We start from the raw sequence: 18,276 nt of genomic DNA, 5'->3' as shown, positions 1-18,276 counted from the left end.
GGGGAGCGGGGCGCTGTCAGCGCCGGGACAGGGTAGCCTGCGCCTGGCAGATGCCCTGATAGAGACAGTCGATCTCGCGCTCGTCGGTGTAGGCGCTAAAGCTTATGCGCAGGGCGCTGTCGGCGCGGGCGAGGTCCATACCGGTGCTGCGCAGCACATGGCTGGGGCCGCCTTTGGCACAGGCTGAGCCGCTGGAGACATAGATCCCCTGCTCGGCCAAGAAGTGGAGCAGGGTCTCGCTGCGGATGCCCAGTACCGATAAATTTACGATATAGGGCAGGCCGTCGGCGGGGGAATTGACGGCGACCTCGCTGTTTTGGGCGCACAGGCCGAGCAGCTTGTCGCGCAGGGCGGTGGCGTGGGCGGTATTTTGCACCCGGCCCTGGTCGGCTATTTGCGCGGCCTGGGCCAGAGCCACCGCATAGGCGACGTTCTCGGTGCCCGGGCGCAGCCGCTTTTGCTGCTGCCCGCCGCGGATGATGGGCTTGAGGTGTACTCCTTTTTTGATATACAGAGCGCCGATGCCTTTGGGGGCGTGTATCTTATGGCCGGTGACGGTGAGCATATCCACCCCCAGGCTGTGCACCGACAGCGGCAATTTGCCAAAGCCCTGTACTGCATCGCAGTGGACGAGGACCTGGGGATTTTTGCGCTTGATCTGGGCGGCGAGGGCTTTGATGGGCAGGATGGTACCCAGCTCGTTATTGACCAGCATAAGGCTGACCAAACCGGTGTTTTCGTCTACCGCGCCGAGCACGGCGGCCGGGTCGATATGGCCGGTGATGTCGGGGGCGACAAAGGTGGCCTGCGCCCCTTTTTCGGCCAAGAACTGCACCGGCTCGATCACCGACGAGTGCTCGAAAGCGGTGGTGACGATGCCGGTGGCCCGGCGGCGACGCAGCTCATAACCGCTGTAGACGGCCCAGTTGTTGGCCTCGGTGCCGCCGGAGGTGAAGTAGACCTCGCTGCTGTCGCAGCCCAGCACCTGGGCCAGATCTCGGCGGGCCCCCTCTAAAATGAGCTCGGCCTCCAGCCCTTTTTTGTGCAGTGAGGAGGGATTTCCGTACTGCTGGGTGAGGACTTTATACACGGTATCGGCCACCTGGGGCAATACCCGGGTGGTGGCGCTGTTGTCGAGATAACATTCCATGGTGTCACTCCTAGATTGCGGCCCCACGTACAGCGGGGCACGATTGATAATTAGTATACTATATTCCCGGTCAATGCGCAATGCGACTGCAGGGGCGGCGCTGTACAGAGAGGAGAAGATCTGATATACTGTGTGCGAGATAATTTTACCGGCGACCGTGTCGCCCGACACCACCGGCGCCCGATGGGCGCCTTTTTTACAAGGGAGGGACCGAATATACCTTTTACAACTATACAGCCCGGCGAGATCGGCGATTGTATCGACCGTATCGGCCGCCAGTGGATGCTGATCACCGCCGGTGATGAGCAGCACTTTAACACCATGACCGCCTCGTGGGGCGGGATGGGCACACTGTTTAATAAGCCGGTGGCCACCATCTACGTGCGGCCCCAGCGCTACACCTACCAGTTTACCGAGCAGCAGGACACCTTTTCGCTGTGCTTTTTTGACCCCTGCTACCGCGACGCACTGACGCTGTGCGGGACCAAGTCGGGGCGGGACATCGATAAGCCGCGCGCCTGCGGGCTCGACCCGATCTTTGATACAGCCCCCTATTTTGAGCAGGCCCAGCTGGTGGTACTGTGCCGCAAGCTGTACTACACCGACATGGGGGACGGCGTTTTTGTAGACAAGAGCGTAGAGGCAGCCAACTACCCGGAAAAGGACTATCACCGGCTGTATATCGGCGAGATCGAGAAGGTGTACCGCCACCTGTAGGCGGCGCGGTACAGGTCTTAGTCGCCGCATATTATACTTATTGTAATATTTAATAATACATTTCGTATATAGGAGGGATCACTTTGAGACTGATCGATATCTCGCATGAGCTGTTGTCGGCGCCGCTGTACCCCGGTGACCCGCCGGCCGAGGTGGAAAAGACGCTGAGCCGCGACCGGGGAGACGACTGTAACTGCACCAAACTGAGCACCTCGGTACATAAGGGGACCCACACCGATGCCCCCTGCCACTTTACCGACCTGCCGGTGGCGATCGCCGACATGCCGCTGGAGCACTATTTTGGCGACTGCCTGCTGGTGGACTACGACGGCGAGACGGTGGACGACGATTGGCTGCGGGCGCTGGATATGCAGGGCTGCCGTATACTGATCGTGCGGGGCGGGGCGTTTTTCAGCGCTAATGCCGGGGCCATTTTAAGAGAGAAAGGCGTGATCACCCTGGGGACCGACGCCTTATCGGTGGGACCGGTGGGCGGTGAAAAGCCGCCGCACCAGAGCATCTTGGCCGAGAAGATCGCCATCATCGAGACACTGAAGCTGGACGGTGTGGCGCCGGGCAGGTACTTTTTGAGCGCGCCGCCGGTCAAGATCGCCGGCAGCGACGGCGCCCCGGTGCGGGCGGTGCTGATCGAGTGGTCGTGAACTGCCGTCCATGCCTGGACTTGTGTAAATCATATATGATCGCCCAAAGGGCCCTGACGCGTACATGCGTCGGGGCCCTTTTTTAGGGAGATACGAAAGCTTGTTTGGGATGGCGCTTTGGCAGAGACTACCTGGGGCGTGATGCAGCCCCAAAAGGAGCTGTATGAAATCCTGGGGCGTGAAAGAGAGCGTTGAGGACCTGCTTTCGAGGCCCCCCGCACACGCTGGGAGTGGGGCTGTGCGGGATTGCTCGGAACGGCAGTTTTTTAAACCGTGCCGCCGAGCAGGGCGGTCTCCCCCTCCACTGGGTGGGCGGCGGGAACTGTTGGGTTAATAGGATGGACAGTACTGCCGACAAGATCTTGACTGCCCATAGGGAGATAGCCGGCCAACAGCTGTTTACAAAAGCAGGAGAGCCGTAGACGGCGCGCCCGAATTTGAAAGAGCGACCGGAGCGGGAGAGCCGCCGATGGCGTGGAGACTATGCCGTGCGTGGAGCCGGAGCCACACGCGGTATTACCTTCCGAGCATTTGGGTGCCGTGCATGGTGCTATCGCCTGGATGACGCTTTTATTGGGACCGCACGTGTGATCACATTATATGTCTTAAAGGCTATCTATCGTTATTCCATGTATATTTATTGTTTATCGATAAAAAATACTTGCAAATCAATATTTCACATGTTATAGTACTGGTAGATGAGAGCCGCTGATGACAATACTTGCACGGCGTAAAACAAGGAGGAACGATATGACTGGACATGAGGATGGCCGCGGGTGGACCAGCACCCGGTCGATGCAGCTGTCGCTGGTGGCTGTGCGCAGCTTTTTGGTGCTGCTAGCGCTGGCAGCAGCCAGCGCCCCATTTTGGGTAAAGTGGTATGTGCAGCTGCGGGAATTTGGCCCGCAGCTGCACACTGCGCTGCTGGTGGCGCTGTACTGCTGTTGCCCTCCGGGCTTTTACCTGCTGCTGTGCCTGGACCGACTGCTACAAAATCTGCTGGCCGGACAGGTGTTCATCCACCACAACGTGCAGCTGTTACGGCGGATATCGTGGTGCTGCTATCTGGCGGCGGCTATAACCTTGGCCGCCAGCTTTTGGTACCTGCCGTTTTTGGTGATCGCCGCTGCCGCGGGCTTTATGGGCCTGGTACTGCGGGTGGTCAAAAACGTATTTGACCAGGCCATTTATCTGCAGACCGAAGTAGACTACACGATCTGAGCGCCAAGCTGCCCACCGGGCAGGCTTTTAGGGGGAGGATACCATGCCCATAGTCGTAAACCTGGACGTGATGATGGCCAGGCGCAAAATATCTGCCGGTGAGTTGGCCCAGCGGGTGGGTATTACACCGGCCAACCTGTCGATCTTAAAAAATAACCGGGCCAAAGCTATACGCTTTTCTACGCTGGAGGCTATTTGTCGGGCCCTGGACTGCCAGCCGGCCGATATTTTGGAGTACCGGCAGGAGCCCGGAGACGGTGATGGCCAGGCGTCACCGGGCCAGTAAAACAACTATCTATATAAACAGTACGTATATATACAAACCGTATAAATTGAGCCTTTGATGAAAAGGAGGGTAAAAAAGTGAACAGCAAATATACGGGGGGCCAAGGACCCTCTACCGCTGGCGCGCCCAAAATGCAAAAAGCGCCGCCGTGTACCGCGGGCCGAGAGGCTCACACCCGGGACCAGCTAACCAGCAGCGCGCCGGGTGCGCCACTATTTAAAGGACAGCCCACCCCCGCCGCAGGGACGCCTACAGCTGCCAGCGCAGCAGGCGGCGGATGCGGCACCGGATCGGCCATTTGGGGTGCGCCGACGGCTGGGACAAACGGCGGCGGTTGTATTCCGTCTTCCCCGCCTGCAGTCCGGGCAGACAAAAAGCCGCTGCCGGTGGGCAGGGGTGACCGGGGACTGGCCATTTGCTGCCTGGTGCTAGGCTACCTGTTCGTGTGGCTGATGGACCCGCTGCAGCCGGGGCTGGGCGCGGCGGTGTGGACGCTCTGCTTTTTGACCGTCACCGCGGTGTACGCCAAGCTGAGCGGACTGCGGCTGGGCACCGAGGGGCTCTTATACATGATGGCCACCGGCTTTTTGGCGCTGGGGCTAGCCATACATGACGACCTGCTGTTAAAACCGCTGCAGCTGCTTTTGTGTGCCGCGCTGGCGGTGTATTGGGTGTGCTGTATCACCGGTGCACGGTTGGGCGGCGCCGCCAGTGGCTATCTGGCCGCCGACTGCCTGCAGGGCGGGCTGCTCACCCCCTTTAAAAACCTGTTTGACCTGCCGCAAGTGCTGCTGCGCAGCCACGGCCAAAACACCAGCGAACGCCATACCGGGCTAGGCCTTTTACTGGGCGTGGCGCTGGCGATACCGGTGCTGGCGGTGGTGGCCCTGCTGCTGGCCCGAGCCGACCACAACTTTTATGAACTGACGCGCAAGCTGGCTTTTGGCTTTTCGGAACAGGTGGCGACGGTATTTTGGCGTCTGGTGTTTACTGTGCCGGTAGCGCTGTACCTGTTTGGCCTTTTGTATGGCAGTGTGCGCCGAATACGCCGTCAGAGCCTGACGGCCAGCGGTGTGCGCCAAGTACAAATGGACTGCCAGGTACTGCCGGCCAGCACCTTTTTTGTGGTACTGGGCGGACTAAACGGTCTATACCTGCTATTTTTTGCCGCCCGCGCGGGGGTATTGAATGGCAAGGCGACGCTGACGGCGGCGTTTTGGGGACAGCTGCCGACGGGATACTCTTACGCCACCTATGCCCGGGAAGGTTTTTTTGAGCTGTGTGCAGTGGCGGCCATCGATCTGCTGGTGACGGTGGGCTGCTACCTGTTCTGCCGGCGAAAAGACGGCAGGCTACCGGTAACGGTGCGGATACTGGTGGCGCTGATGGCGGTGCAGACGCTGTTTTTGATCGTCACCGCCTTTTCTAAAATGAAGCTGTACATGGACCGCTACGGCCTGACCCCGAGGCGGCTGTACACCTGCTGGGCCATGGGCCTGTTGGCGATACTGTTTTTGCTGATACTGGCCGGTCAAGTGGTGTTGTGGGGGCGGCAGTTGCGGCTTTGGCCGCTGTGCCTGGCGGCGGTGGCGCTGGGACTGTGTCTGCTGCTGTTTGGCGACGTGCGGGGCATCGTGGCCCAAAATACGGTAAACCGGTACTTGGCTGCCGACCGGGAGCTAGAAGTGCAGGTGCTGACCGACTGCGGCAGCGCCGGTGTGCTGGCAGCCTATGCGGGCAGTACCGAGACCCGGCGGTCAGACAAGCGGCAACAGCTACAGCTGTTTGTGTGGCAGAGCCAGCTGCGGGAAGTAACGGTGCAGAATGCCGACTGGCAGCTGCTGACTGCCCACCGCTGCCGGCAGCAGATAGACCCCACTGCGCTATCCCGATACTTGCTGGCCGAGACGGCAGATAGCAGGTGATAGGCAAACACAAGATGGGACTTATTTTGCGAGTGGAGACTGTACCGCGCTGCAGTAAACGCCGCCGCAGCTGATACGGTGGGAGGAACTTTTTTTAGCAGTCGCCCGAGACCAGCTGGCCGGGCAGGCAAAAGGCTGAGCGGCGGAAGGTGCGGGAGATAGCGGCCGGTATAGAGCACAGCACACAGCATACTGCACACAGTGCACAGCGCACAGCGTATAGACACCGACAGCGGCACCCGCTTATAGGTGGCCATCCCACTGCCCAAAGAGAAACTGTCGGGCGCAAGGTGGCCGGCCGCAACTGTGTGTACCACACGGCTGGCGACCCTGCCCGACGGACAGATAAAAAAAGAGAGACCCGACAGGTCTCTCTTTTTTTGCTGCACGCATCTTTTGCAGCGTCTATTTTTGATAGGGGGCAAACAGGTGGGCGTGCTCTTGCCGGCAGCGGCCGGTGATATGCACCCCATCGGCGGTGTAGTCGAGGCTGGTGATCTGCCCGTAGTCGCGCAGCACGGTCTCGAGCTGGCCCTGCGAGAAAGGCAGCACCACATCGATGGGCAGATAGTCCCGCCGCAGGATGTCGGCGATACGGGCGCACAGCTGCTCCAGGCCAAAACCGGTCTTGGCGCTGACCGCCACGTATTTATCCCGCTGTACACCGGCGGGAATGCGCTGCATACATTCAGTATTATCACATTTATTAAATACAGTTAGTATTTCTGTGTCACCGATATCCAGCGCGTCGAGGGTGGCTTTGGTCGTCTCGAGCTGCAGGGGCAGCTGGTCGGACTGGACATCGCACACCTGTAGGATGAGATCGGCATAGGCGCTCTCGCGCAGGGTGGACTGAAAGGCCTTGACCAGGTGGTGGGGCAGCCGCGAGACAAAGCCCACCGTGTCCACCAGCAGGATGGTGGTGCCATCCGGCAGTGCCAGCTTGCGGGCGGTGGGATCGAGGGTGGCAAACAGCTTGTTTTCCACCAGCACCTGAGCGCCGGTAAGACGGTTGAGCAGGGTGGATTTGCCCACATTGGTGTAGCCGACGATGGCCACCGTGGGAATGCCGGTCTTGAGCCGGTTTTTGCGGGTCAGCTCGCGGTGGTTCTCGATCTTTTTCAGGTCGCTCTGCAAAAACTGGATGCGCCGCTGGATGTGGCGGCGGTCGCTCTCGAGCTTGGATTCACCGGGTCCGCGGGTGCCGATACCGCCGCCCAGGCGGCTCATTGCCTTACCGGCGCCCATTAGGCGGGGCAGCCGGTAGCGGTGCTGTGCCAGCTCCACCTGTACCTCGCCCTCACGGGTCTTGGCGTGCATGGCAAAGATATCCAGTATGAGCATGGTGCGATCGACAGAGGCCAGACCGGTCAGCTCCTCGATGTTGCGGATCTGCACGGGCGACAGCTCATCGTCGAAGAGCAGGATATCGATCTGCTCGTTTTCGATGAGTTGCCGTATCTCCTCGAGCTTTCCTTTGCCCACAAAGGTGGCGTTGTCGGCCCCCTCTTTGCGCTGTACCACCTTGAGCACCACATCGATGCCGGCGGTGTCGGCCAGATCGCTCAGCTCGCAAAGCGAGTTCTCCACGTCGTATTCTCCGCTGTCGAGCGCTACGGCCAGAGCTCGGGGGCGTTTTTGCTGTGTCTCGTACAAGGGGCGTCCCTCTCGTTTCTGTATGACGGGCGCCCATCCGCTTTGAGGGTGGGGCGCAGTGATTAGTTTTGGGGCTTAAAGTCGTGTAAAAAGTTGGCCGCATACTGGCAGGTGGCCTCTACGCCCATCTGCAGACAGTCCTGATCCACCTCGAAATGGGGGTTGTGGTGCTCGGCGGTCATACCTTTATCCTCGTTGCGGCAGCCCAAAAAGGCGAAGATGCCCGGGCAGTGGCGGCAGTAGACGGCAAAGGGTTCTGAGCCGTACCAGGGCTCGGTATCGGCCAGCCCCTCTTTGCCAAACAGCGGCAAAAAGCACGCGGTGGCAAAGGCCGAGGTCTCGGGGGCGGTGGTGGCGATGTTGCGGCTGACCTCGCAGTCGGTCACCTCGGCGGTGCAGCCGTAGAGGCGAGCCGTATCTTTACACACGCGAATGAGCGTATCCATGGCCTGCTTACCGGCCTCATAATCGAAGTAGCGCATCGAGCCGGCAAACTCACAGCAGTCGGGGATGATGTTGGCCTTGGTACCGGCGTGGATGCTGCCGATGCTGAGGGTGACGATCTTGGTGATATCGCGCTGAGATATCCAGGCGTTTGAGAGGTTTTGGATCATGTTGGCGGCGGCCATAATAGGGCTGCGGCACAAATCGGGCCGGGAGCCATGGCCGCCCTGACCGTTTACCCGAATGGCAAAGCCGCCAAAGCCGGACATGCGCTGACCGGGGGTGACGCAGATCTTACCGGTCGCAAGTTTGGCGTAGACATGGATGGCCCAGGCGCAGTCGAGGTGGATATCGGCAAAGTACTGCTCCATGATATCGGCCACGCCACCGGTCTCCTCGGCCTCTTCAAACACAAAGTACAGTTTGCCCACCAGCTTCTCTCTCATACCGCACAAAGCGCGCACTGCACCCAGCAAGATGGCGGTGTGGGCGTCGTGGCCACAGGTGTGGGCAGCGCCGGAGACCTGGGCCACGCACTGCTTGGGGCCCTTGTCGTTTTGCGGGGCCTCGTCCATGGGCAGTGCATCCATGTCGGCGCGCAAGAGCAGGGTATTGCCGGGGCGGCCGGTGTCCAGTAGAGCGATCACCGAGTAGTTTCCGACGATCTCAAACGGCACGCCCAACTCGCGCAGCTGCTGCTGTACCAGCGCGCTGGTATTTTTGGTGTACATGCTGAGCTCGGGATTTTGGTGTAACTGGGTAAATGTCTCTTTGACAAAGGGCAGCTGCTCATCGGCTGCCCGGCGCACCATCTGCGTATCGAGCACGGTAAAGACCTCCTTGATGGCGGGGCGCGGCGGCCCAGCCTGCTTTCTGCCGCAGCGCGAGCTGTTGAGGCAGGTGTGTTTTGTCAGTGCTCGCTCTCGAGCAGGTAGTCGAGCACCTCGACCATTTTGCACTGCCGGTAGTAGAGCCGCTGCACCCTCCGGCCGAGGATGCACAGCAGCTCGTAGTTGATGGTGGAACACAGGGCGGCCACATCCTCGACAGTGACGCCGTCGGACTCGTCACCGAAGAGCACCACCTCCTGCCCGGGCGAGACGCCCAGACCGGTGACATCGACCATCATCTGGTCCATGCACACCCGGCCGATGATGCGCGCGCGGCGGCCGCCGATACCCACCCAACCGCGATTAGAGAGCTGGCGGGGGTATCCGTCGGCGTAGCCCACGGCGATGGTGGCCACCTGGGTGGGGGCTTTGGTCTGATAGGTGTTGCCGTAGCTGACAAAGCTGCCGGCGGGCAGTGTTTTGACCATGCTGACGACACTTTTGAGCTTCATGGCCCGGCGCAGCTGGATCTTATCGCCGGCGCAGGGCCAGTGGCCGTAGAGGATGAGGCCGGGGCGCACCATATCCAGGTGGTACTGGGGGTAAAATACGGTGCCGGCGCTGTTGCAGCAGTGCCGCAGTGAAAAGTGCACGCCCCGCTCCTCCAGCTCGGCGATGACGCCCATAAACCGCTGGTACTGGGCGTGGGTGTAGGCAATCCCCTCGGGGCTAAAGTCATCAGCCGAGGTGAAATGGGTGAAGATGCCCTCGATATCGAGGCCGGGCAGCGCCGCCACAGCGGCGATCTCGGCGGCGGAGTCGGTGCCGAAAAAGCCCAGACGGCCCATGCCGCTGTCGACTTTGATGTGCACCTTGACACTGGCCCCCAGCGCGGTGAGCGCCCGGCTGAGCGAGCGGGCATAGTCGGGGCAGTAGACCGTTTGGGTGATGCCGTACTGCACCAGTTTGTCGGCAAAGTCGAGCGGGGTGAAACCCAGCACCAAAATGGGGTCTTTTACCCCACATTCGCGCAGCGAAATGGCCTCGTTAATGGCCGACACGGCAAAAGCATCGGCCCCGGCAGCCTTGAGCACGGCAGCTGTTTGGCGGTCGCCGTGGCCGTAGGCGTCGGCCTTGACTACCGCCATCATCTTACAGCCGGGGTCCAGCAGGGCCTTGATCTGGCGGGCATTGTGTTCGATGGCGTCCAGGTCGATCTCGGCCCAGGTGCGCCTGAATGGCTCTCTCATGGAAGATCATCTCCATCTATATCGGCAAAAATAGTTGCGTACAGCAAACTGTATGTGCCGGCGAATGCGAAAAGTCGCCGGGCGGGCACCGGACGGTAGCGCCGTCTGCCCTATTTTCTTATTATAGTATATCCCGCCAGCGGGCACAAGCGGCAAGCCGCACTGCGCTTGGCGGCGCTGTGTGCCGGCAGTATGCTGCAGGCAGAGTAAACGGGGCCGTTCCGGCTGGTCCGTCGAGCGTATAGAGGGTGGGAGTCGAGCGCGCGAAAGATGGATACTACTTTTGACGGCACTGCCCAGCTGCTTGCTGCCAGGCGGGTGTACGGCCAAAAAGGAGCGGCGGCCGGCGCTGATCAATGAAAAAAGGCGGGACCTATGATCAGCGCTTACCTGCAGCCGCACTGCGGTGGCGGACAGGCAGGCTCGCTGACCCGCCTGGATCGGCACAAGAGAGGCGGGCCAATTCCCGACCCGTTCACCCGCGGCAGCGGCTGGGCGAAGGCACCGGTGCAGAACGCTGATGGGCGCAGTTTTACGGCGCTGGTGAACGTGCCGGAGCACCTTCTTTTAGACGACGCCCGTCGGGGCCTGCTGCGGCAGAGCTTTGTAGAGCGCGGCGCCAACCTAGCGCCGGGGCGGAGCTGTACTACCGGTACGCCGACGCCAGCGGGCTGGGCAGCGATACCTTTCTGGGCTTTTACTAGCCCGAGGTGCGCACCGCCGAGCAGCTGACGGCCAGCGGCAACTACCGGATCAAAGTGGCGATAAAGTGCGGGTATGGGCTGCTGGCGCCACTGCCGCCAGACGATATCGATCTGAGCGACTTCTTCCCTACCGGTGTCCACCGCGACCGGCAGGCGGTGGTGACGCTGTACCGGCAGAAGCACTTTATGGGGGGCTGCTGAGCAACTGGGGCTACGAAGTCGACGAACAGCAGCGGGCTTACCGGCTGGAGGGGCTGTACAGCACCACCTACCGCGGCCGGTACGACAGTGAGACCGGGGCGACCCAGACCGTGGCCCCGACCGGAGATCGACCGCCTGCGTTACGCGCGGGTGCAGATGGCGGGCAGGGAGCCGGCGTGGGATGCCGGGCAGGCAGCGCTGCAGCAGCGCGAGCAGCCGGTCCCAGCTGAAGTGACTGCCGACCGGCGGTGCAGTGTGGCACGCCAACGGCGATCGACTGCCCAGAGCAAGATGGGCTTGGTGAGGAGGTACCGCAGGTAGCGGTGTACCGCTATTTTTCCCCGGAGGGTCTGGGACGGGAGGTCTTGGTGGCCAGCCGCAAGCTATGACAGCTGGCGGGTAGAGATGGAAAATGTCCTGTGCTGCCGGATGCTCTGCCGCACGGCGGGCAGCACTATACTGGGCTTTTACGAGCCGCGGCAGGACCCGTCGGAGAGCGGCGGGGACAGCAAGAACGGTGGGGGCGATGGAAACAGTGCGCCAGAAGGTTTTGACAGGCAAGGCGAGGCGCCGGCGGGCGGCACCTGTTTGGGGCCGGCGGCATGAGCGGCACGGCCGCTGAACATTTAAGAAAAGACCACAAAAAGAGCGCCGCTCCCCGTTGTGGGGAAGCGGCGCTCTCACTATGCCGTGATCGAACCCGAGGCTCTACGCCTCTACTTTTTGCAGAATGTGACTGATGGCGTGGGTGGGGCACTCTTTGATACACTTACCGCAGTTGATACAGATATCCTGGTCTACCACCGCCAAATTCTGATCCATATGAATGGCCTCGACCGGACAGGCCTTAGCACATTTTTGACAGCCGATACAGCCGATGGTACAGCCTTTGCGGGTGATACCGCCCTTGTCGTGGTTTTGGCACAGCACAAAGGCGGTGGGTTTCTCGGCGTCGACCAGCTTGATGACCGACTTGGGGCAGTTGTTCACACAGGCGCCGCAGCCGGTACAGAGCGCCTGATCCACTACCGCCACCCCGTTTTGGATGGAGATAGCGCCGAACATGCAGCTCTCGACACAGTCGCCAAAGCCCATACAGCCGTAGGGGCACACCGCACGGCCGGCAAAAAATTTGTCACAGGCCTTGCAGCTCTCGATACCGCTGTAATCCATCTTGTCCCAGGTGTTGTCGTAGCTGCCCTGACAGGCCACTACCGCCACCTTTTTGGCCACTGCACCGGCCGCCTTACCGGTGATGGCAGCGATGTCGTCTGCCGTTTGTGCGCCGCCGGGCACACACAGGTTGCCCTCGGCTTCGCCGGCGGCCACCGCCTTGGCGTAGTCGTCACAGCCGGCATAGCCACAGGCGCCGCAGTTGGCGCCGGGCAGCACTTCGCGGATCTTTTCGGCCCGCTCGTCGGATTTGACTTCCATCAGCTTGGAGAACACCACCAGCACGATGGCGCAGGCCAGGCCCAGGCCGGTGACGACCCAGACGCCGTTTAATAAGGTCACCATCTGTTTGTCCTCCCGTTACTTAAACATGTTCTCGGCCAGGCCCGCAAAGCCCATAAAGGACAGCGAGACCAGCGAGGCCGCCACCAGCGTGATGGGCAGGCCCTGGAACGATTTGGGGATATCGCAGCTCTCGAGCTTGCGGCGCACGCCGGCAAACAGCACCAGCGCCACCATAAAGCCGATACCCGCGCCGATGCCGTTGACCACCGCCTGGATGAAGGTGTACTGGCTCTCGATGTTGAGCAGCGTGACGCCCAGCACGGCACAGTTGGTGGTGATGAGCGGCAGGTAGATGCCCAGCGCCCGGTGCAAGGCCGGCAGGTACTTTTTCATAATGGTCTCGACCAGCTGGACCAGCGCGGCAATGATCAGGATGAACACGATGGTGCCCATGTAGTCGAGTTTTAAGGGGGTGAGCAGGTAGGTCTGTATGGGCCAGGTGGCCGCCGAGGCCAGCCCCATGACAAAGATGACGGCGCCACTCATGCCCAGAGCGGAATCCATTTTTTTAGATACGCCTAAAAACGGGCAGCAGCCCAGGAATTTGGAGAGCACGAAGTTGTCTACCAAAATGGCGCTGACTAGAATCGTAAAGATCTCTTTCATTTACTTGTCCTCCCCTTTTTCGACGTGGGGATGGTCGTTTTGCGGGGCCTCGGCATCGGCGCCCTCGGCGTGCTGTGCACAGCCGGCACAACCGGCGCAGCCCCCTGCACAACCGGCCGTGCTCACGGCGGGCTTACCGCGCTTGCGGTCGCTCAGCCAGTTGGCCAGTGCCATGAGACAGCCAAAGACGAAAAAGCCGCCGGGGGCCATTTTGAGGATGCCCATAGGGGTGATGGCATCGGCGGTGAGGACGATGCCCATCCAGGTGCCGCTGCCGATGATCTCGCGGATGGAGGCCATGATGAACAGCACCACCGTAAAGCCCAGGCCCATGCCCACCCCGTCGAGCACCGACTCGATCGGGCCGTGCTTGGAGGCGAACATCTCGGCCCGGCCGAGAATGATACAGTTGACCACGATGAGCGGTAAAAAGATGCCCAGCGCGCTGTCTATATCGGGGAAAAAGGCCTTGATGAACAGCTGGACGATGGTGACGAAACCGGCGATGATGGTGATATAGGCCGGGATGCGCACCTGTTTGGGAATAAAATTGCGCAGCAGCGAGATGACCAGGTTGGAGCAGATGAGCACCACTGTGGCCGAGAGGCCCATGCCGATGCCGTTAACAGCCAGGGTGGTGACTGCCAGCGTGGGGCAGGTGCCCAGCACCAGCCGCAGCACCGGGTTTTCTTTGAGCAGGCCATTGGTGAGGTACTGCAGTTTGCCTTGTTTTTTCATTATGCTCCCTCCCCTATGAGTTTTTGGGCGGCGATGGCATTTTGTACGCTGGTCTTGACCGAGGTGGAGGAGACTGTGGCGCCAGCCAGTGTGTTGACGCCGCTGATATCGCCCTGCAGGCCGCTGAACTGGCCGTAAAAGCTCTCTTCCTCCACCCGCTTGCCGACGCCGGGAGTCTCGGAGTTGTCCAGGATCTTGATACGGGTGATGGTACCGCCGGCGTCAAAGCCCACCATGATGGGCAGTTCGCCGCCGTAGCCCTTGGACTGGACGTTTATGACCATGCCGCCGTTGTCGGCGACCGCCGCTTCGGTGACGCCCAGGTCACTGAGCTCCTGGGTGAGCTCGACCACGGTAAACTTGTCGGCATCTGGCAGAACCTCCTGCCGGCCGGCATTGTTGACCGCATCGAGGTTGGCCTGGATCTTGGCGCTGGTCACCATGTTGGTGGCTCCCAGTGCCAGCGAGACCACGATGCAGATGATGGTCAGTGACAAGACGGGCCAGATGATCTGTTTGAATATGCTGTTTTTCATGCCGCCTTCCCTCCAAATACCTTGTTTTTGGTGAGCCGGTCGATCTGCGGAGAGAGGATATTCATCAAAATGATGGCGTAAGACACACCTTCGTTGCCGGTACTGTAGAGGCGGATGAGCACCGTGAGCAGGCCGCAGCCGATGCCGAAGATGAGCTTGCCTTTACCCGACATGGGGCTGGTGGAATAGTCGGAGGCCATGAAGATAGCGCCCAACATAACGCCGCCCGACAGCAGCTGCTGCACGGGGTTGGCGTCCATCACTGCCGTCAGGGCAAACACGGTGCCCAAAAAGCTGAGCGGGATGATGGGGTTGAGCACCCCGCGGATGACCAGGTAGATGCCGCCGATGATCAGCGCCAGCGCACAGGTCTCGCCCAGCACGCCGGGCTGGATGCCCAGGAACATGTCGGAGTTGGCGGGCAGTTTTTCCCAGGTGTTGTTTTGAAACATGGTCTTCATGGTGCCCAGGGGGGTGGCCGACGCCATCGACTGTACCCCCACCTTATAGAAAAAGGCGTTGGGGTAGGCGGTCATGGCCTCGGTAAACGAGAGCGCCAGCACGATACGGCCGCCGATAGCCGGGTTGACAAAGTTTTGACCCAGGCCGCCAAACAGCTGTTTGACGATGACGATGGAGACGAAGCTGCCGATGATGGCCATCCAGATAGGCAGGGTGGCCGGCAGGTTAAAAGCCAGCAGGATGCCGGTGATGACGGCGGAAAAATCGCCCACCGTATTCTGCTTTTTCATGACCAGGTCCCAGATGTACTCAAAGCCCACGCAGGAGACCACACACACGGCGATGAGCACCAGCGCCTTGCTGCCAAAGAGGATGCCCGAGGCGATGATGGCAGGGATCAGGGCGATGACCACGTCGCGCATCACCGAGGCGGTGGTGCGGCGGTCGCGCAGATGGGGCGATGAGGAGACGACGAGACGGTTTGCGCTGTTGACTGTATTCACGTTTTAGCTCCCCTCTTTTACTGTTTTTTGGCCGCCGCAGCCCGCAGGGTGGCTTTGGCCTCCCGCATGGACTGGGTGACCAGGCGCTTGGACGGGCAGATATATGAGCAGCAGCCGCACTCCATACAGGCATTGACCTGTAACCTGGTGAGCTCGGCGATGTCTTTGACCTTGTTGGCCTCGTAGATCTGGGGCGGCATGAGGCCCATGGGGCAGACCGAGGCACAGCGGCCGCACTTCATGCAGGCCAGTACCCGCTGCTGGCCCGCCGCGTCGGCGCTGAAAAACAGCAGCCCATTGGTGTTTTTGGCCACCGGGTAACTATCGGCGTACACACAGGTGCCCATCATGGGGCCGCCCAGCAGGATCTTGGCCGGGTCTTTGTCGCAGCCGCCGCAGGCCTCGGCCACATCGGCGATCGCTGTGCCGATAGGCACCAGCCAGTTGCCGGGGTTCTTGACGCAGTCGCCGTCGACGGTGACCCGCTTTGCGACCAGCGGCATACCGGTGCGCAGATACCTGGCGATAAAAGAGGTGCTGGTGATATTGAGCACCACCACCCCCACATCGGCCGGCAGCTTGCCCATGGGCACCCGGCGGCCGGTGATCTCGCTGATGATGACCTTCTCGGCCCCCTGCGGATAGCGGGTGGCCAGCTCTTTGATCTCGATGCCGTCGAGGCCCTGCACCTTTTCTTTTAAGATGGCGATGGCCTCGGGCTTGTTTTTCTCGATGCCGATGTAACAGTGCTGCAGGTTCAGGTATTTTTTGACCAGCTGTACCCCTTCGATCACCGTGTCGGGGCTCTCGAGACACTCGCGGTAGTCGCTGGTGAGGTAGGGCTCGCACTCGGCGCCGTTGATGATCAGGGTATCGACCTGGTCGAGATTTTTGGGGCTGAGCTTGATCCAGGTGGGAAAACCGGCCCCACCCAGGCCCACCAGGCCCGACTGCTTGACGGCGGCAATAAAGCTCTCGAAATCGTGCACATCGGGGGGGGTCACCGACTCGTCGGGGGTCTGGAGCTTGTCCGCCGCGATGACCACCGCCTTACAGCGCGCCGAGGTGGGCATGATAAAGTCTTCGATCGCCTTGACTTTACCGGATACGCTGGCGTGGATGGGGGCGGTCATAAATCCCTCTCCCAGACCGATAACGGTGCCCACCGCCACCGTGTCGCCCACCTTGACGGTGGGCTGGCACGGCGCGCCGATGTGCTGGGCCATGGGGATGCGCACGGTATCGGGGATGGGCAGCTGCTCGGTGGCACAGTCCCTGGTATTTTTAAAGTGCCCCGGGGTGACGCCGCCCCGCGTTCTTTTAAAGGTGTTCTTTCCAAAAGAAAACACTGTTAACTCCTCCTGTGTAGCTCGGATAATCCACCGCCGAAAAGTGGGCCAGGCGGCGGCCGGTCACCGCGCGGGACGGGGCAAAAAAGCTGTCCCGTCCCACTTTTTTGGGGCCAGCAGCCCCAATTTACAATGTATTATTATAGCACCGAATATTTTTTATGTACACAGATTTGTTGTCGAATTGGTGATTGAGCCAAAAAGCGGCGGTATTCCTGCACATTCTATTGCGATTGTACGATCTTATGAGACGGATGCTGTCAAAATTTTCACAGAAAAAAGGCGGCTCAAGCCGCCTTTTTACCTGTTTTAATTATAGTTTTTCTATAGCTTTCCATCGCCGTGCGGGTCTTGACGTTCCTTTTTCGCGCTGTGAGAGAGGATGAGCACCCCCATGATGATAGCCGCTGCCAGAGCAAACAGCATGGGCGCATCCAGCCCACAGCCGGAACAGGCCCACAGCACACCGCCGATCAGCGCGGCGGCGGTGAAAAACAGCAGATCACACAGTTTCATGATCTCCTCCTTGTCTTTTGCAGCGGCTAGAAAATTTTAGCCAGCCAGCGCGCAGCAACGTGTAGGTTATGGTGGCCAATGTGGCCAGCAGCGCCAGCCAGTGCAAAACACAGCCGCCCACGGCGCTGCCGGTGTTGGGCTGTGAGATAGGGGTGTTTTCCAGCCCACCGCCATCGGCGCCGGTACTTTCGGGAGCCACCGGGTCTATATCTACCTGGGGCATGCGCAGCGCATAGTGCAGGGTGATGGTGACGCGGTTGCCGGCGGTATCCTCGACCGTATAGCGGATGTCGTAGGCGCCGACCTTTTGGGTGTCTATCCCCTTTTTGGTGATGTCTTTGCCGTCTTTATCGAAGATATACAGACCGATGACCTGCAGCTTTTTACTGCTTTGGCCGGAGAGGATGCGAAAGCGCTGCTGCATGATAGACAGGGCCGTTTGGCGGTCTATGCTGCCATCGTACAGCGCCGGGTCTCTGCGGATGACTTCGGTGGCCCAGTCCTCGTAATAGGCGTGGTTCTTGCCTGTTTTGGGGTCTTTTTTCACGGTGGGATCGGCCAGCGGCTTATCCGGGTCGATGGGCGGGCCGACGATCGGATCGACATAGTCGGGGTAGACCACCACCGGCGGGGCGTTGGGATCGGTGAGGATATCAGTGAGATACAGGGTGGTCGTGTTGCCGTCGGCATCGGTGACTTTATACACCACGGTAAAGCTGCCGGCTGTGGTGGTATCGGCCCCGGCGGCAGTGACGTCTTTGCCATCCTGCATGATCTTCAGTTCGCTGGTCATATCCCCGGCGACGTTGGCGGAGAACTGATAGCGGTACTGCAGCAGCGCCCGGGCGTCGGCGGCGTCAAAATTGCCGCCGTAGAGGGGGTTGCTCTCGTCGATCTCCTCGTTTATGCTGTCGTAGACGGCGGCGTGCTTGAGGCCGTTTTCATCGGTATCGATCTGAGGGCCGGGCACCGGATCATCCGGCTTTACCTCTGGGCCCACCA

At 60.5% G+C, this 18,276-nt stretch carries 18 protein-coding genes; 6 read left to right on the top strand and 12 right to left on the bottom strand.

Features of this window, described 5'->3' with window-relative positions:
• Positions 1-16: 16 nt before the first annotated feature.
• On the bottom strand, positions 17-1,150 hold the full coding sequence (locus tag H8K20_RS00090; protein ID WP_186487043.1) for a cysteine desulfurase family protein: 1,134 nt from the start codon (positions 1,148-1,150) through the stop codon (positions 17-19).
• A gap of 132 nt (positions 1,151-1,282) precedes the next feature.
• Between H8K20_RS00090 and H8K20_RS00085 the strand changes: the two genes are divergently transcribed.
• The 5 genes from H8K20_RS00085 to H8K20_RS14120 all read left to right on the top strand — a co-directional run bounded on the left by H8K20_RS00085 (position 1,283) and on the right by H8K20_RS14120 (position 5,961).
• Positions 1,283-1,867: a flavin reductase gene (locus tag H8K20_RS00085; RefSeq protein WP_341480795.1), complete on the top strand. Its 585-nt coding sequence runs from the start codon at positions 1,283-1,285 to the stop codon at positions 1,865-1,867.
• 83 nt (positions 1,868-1,950) lie between these two features.
• Positions 1,951-2,529, top strand: a complete 579-nt coding sequence (locus tag H8K20_RS00080; RefSeq protein ID WP_178089779.1) for a cyclase family protein — start codon at positions 1,951-1,953, stop codon at positions 2,527-2,529.
• Positions 2,530-3,279: 750 nt separating this feature from the next.
• A complete protein-coding gene (locus tag H8K20_RS00075; protein WP_164998042.1) occupies positions 3,280-3,750 on the top strand; it encodes a DUF2975 domain-containing protein in 471 nt (156 codons plus the stop codon).
• A 43-nt stretch (positions 3,751-3,793) separates the two neighbouring features.
• Positions 3,794-4,036, top strand: a complete 243-nt coding sequence (locus tag H8K20_RS00070; protein ID WP_154866184.1) for a helix-turn-helix domain-containing protein — start codon at positions 3,794-3,796, stop codon at positions 4,034-4,036.
• Positions 4,037-4,422: 386 nt separating this feature from the next.
• Positions 4,423-5,961 (top strand): DUF4153 domain-containing protein, encoded by a 1,539-nt coding sequence (locus H8K20_RS14120; RefSeq protein ID WP_186487041.1) that lies wholly within the window; start codon positions 4,423-4,425, stop codon positions 5,959-5,961.
• A gap of 405 nt (positions 5,962-6,366) precedes the next feature.
• Here H8K20_RS14120 and hflX read toward each other — a convergent pair whose 3' ends face one another.
• From hflX to alr, 3 genes are all read right to left on the bottom strand, one after another.
• On the bottom strand, positions 6,367-7,617 hold the full coding sequence (hflX, locus tag H8K20_RS00060; RefSeq protein WP_186487039.1) for a GTPase HflX: 1,251 nt from the start codon (positions 7,615-7,617) through the stop codon (positions 6,367-6,369).
• A gap of 62 nt (positions 7,618-7,679) precedes the next feature.
• Entirely contained in the window at positions 7,680-8,888 is a 1,209-nt protein-coding gene (locus H8K20_RS00055) for an amidohydrolase (protein ID WP_186487037.1), read from the bottom strand.
• A gap of 83 nt (positions 8,889-8,971) precedes the next feature.
• On the bottom strand, positions 8,972-10,141 hold the full coding sequence (alr, locus tag H8K20_RS00050) for an alanine racemase (protein ID WP_186487035.1): 1,170 nt from the start codon (positions 10,139-10,141) through the stop codon (positions 8,972-8,974).
• A gap of 710 nt (positions 10,142-10,851) precedes the next feature.
• On the opposite strand from alr, the gene H8K20_RS00045 reads away from it, so the two are divergent.
• Entirely contained in the window at positions 10,852-11,046 is a 195-nt protein-coding gene (locus H8K20_RS00045; protein WP_186487033.1) for a hypothetical protein, read from the top strand.
• Positions 11,047-11,754: 708 nt separating this feature from the next.
• Here the strand turns inward: H8K20_RS00045 and H8K20_RS13955 are convergent.
• From H8K20_RS13955 to H8K20_RS00005, 8 genes are all read right to left on the bottom strand, one after another.
• Entirely contained in the window at positions 11,755-12,564 is an 810-nt protein-coding gene (locus H8K20_RS13955) for an RnfABCDGE type electron transport complex subunit B (protein ID WP_186487030.1), read from the bottom strand.
• A 15-nt stretch (positions 12,565-12,579) separates the two neighbouring features.
• Positions 12,580-13,170, bottom strand: coding sequence for an electron transport complex subunit RsxA (gene rsxA / locus H8K20_RS00035; protein WP_105203119.1), 591 nt, complete (start codon positions 13,168-13,170; stop codon positions 12,580-12,582).
• On the bottom strand, positions 13,171-13,908 hold the full coding sequence (rsxE, locus tag H8K20_RS00030; protein ID WP_105203118.1) for an electron transport complex subunit RsxE: 738 nt from the start codon (positions 13,906-13,908) through the stop codon (positions 13,171-13,173).
• Positions 13,908-14,444 (bottom strand): RnfABCDGE type electron transport complex subunit G, encoded by a 537-nt coding sequence (locus H8K20_RS00025; RefSeq protein WP_186487028.1) that lies wholly within the window; start codon positions 14,442-14,444, stop codon positions 13,908-13,910. Before H8K20_RS00025 ends, rsxE begins: the two co-directional genes overlap by 1 nt.
• The gene (locus tag H8K20_RS00020) at positions 14,441-15,409 is read right to left on the bottom strand and encodes an RnfABCDGE type electron transport complex subunit D (protein ID WP_105203116.1); all 969 of its coding nucleotides are present in this window, start codon (positions 15,407-15,409) and stop codon (positions 14,441-14,443) included. Before H8K20_RS00020 ends, H8K20_RS00025 begins: the two co-directional genes overlap by 4 nt.
• Positions 15,410-15,426: 17 nt before the next feature.
• Entirely contained in the window at positions 15,427-16,758 is a 1,332-nt protein-coding gene (gene rsxC, locus H8K20_RS00015) for an electron transport complex subunit RsxC (RefSeq protein ID WP_186487026.1), read from the bottom strand.
• Positions 16,759-17,082: 324 nt separating this feature from the next.
• Complete coding sequence (locus H8K20_RS00010) at positions 17,083-17,274, bottom strand: hypothetical protein (RefSeq protein WP_105203114.1); 192 nt, start codon at positions 17,272-17,274, stop codon at positions 17,083-17,085.
• Positions 17,261-18,276 (bottom strand): DUF5011/hyalin repeat domain-containing protein (locus tag H8K20_RS00005; protein ID WP_186487024.1); only part of this gene is annotated, 1,016 nt, incomplete at its 5' end. The genes H8K20_RS00005 and H8K20_RS00010, both read right to left, overlap by 14 nt.

The sequence above is a fragment of the Neobittarella massiliensis (ex Bilen et al. 2018) genome (assembly GCF_014269355.1).
GTDB classification, from domain to species: Bacteria; Bacillota; Clostridia; order Oscillospirales; family Ruminococcaceae; genus Neobittarella; species Neobittarella massiliensis.
Note: the sequence above shows the minus strand (reverse complement) of the source record. Positions and strands in the feature narration are given on the sequence as shown.

What these genes read in the sequence shown, in the direction of transcription:
- alr (WP_186487035.1), bottom strand. Translation starts at nt 10,141, where the DNA reads ATGAGAGAGCCATTCAGGCGCACCTGGGCCGAGATCGACCTGGACGCC.
- rsxA (WP_105203119.1), bottom strand. Translation starts at nt 13,170, where the DNA reads ATGAAAGAGATCTTTACGATTCTAGTCAGCGCCATTTTGGTAGACAAC.
- H8K20_RS00070 (WP_154866184.1), top strand. Translation starts at nt 3,794, where the DNA reads ATGCCCATAGTCGTAAACCTGGACGTGATGATGGCCAGGCGCAAAATA.
- rsxE (WP_105203118.1), bottom strand. Translation starts at nt 13,908, where the DNA reads ATGAAAAAACAAGGCAAACTGCAGTACCTCACCAATGGCCTGCTCAAA.
- H8K20_RS00090 (WP_186487043.1), bottom strand. Translation starts at nt 1,150, where the DNA reads ATGGAATGTTATCTCGACAACAGCGCCACCACCCGGGTATTGCCCCAG.
- H8K20_RS00025 (WP_186487028.1), bottom strand. Translation starts at nt 14,444, where the DNA reads ATGAAAAACAGCATATTCAAACAGATCATCTGGCCCGTCTTGTCACTG.
- H8K20_RS00075 (WP_164998042.1), top strand. Translation starts at nt 3,280, where the DNA reads ATGACTGGACATGAGGATGGCCGCGGGTGGACCAGCACCCGGTCGATG.
- H8K20_RS00010 (WP_105203114.1), bottom strand. Translation starts at nt 17,274, where the DNA reads ATGAAACTGTGTGATCTGCTGTTTTTCACCGCCGCCGCGCTGATCGGC.
- H8K20_RS13955 (WP_186487030.1), bottom strand. Translation starts at nt 12,564, where the DNA reads ATGGTGACCTTATTAAACGGCGTCTGGGTCGTCACCGGCCTGGGCCTG.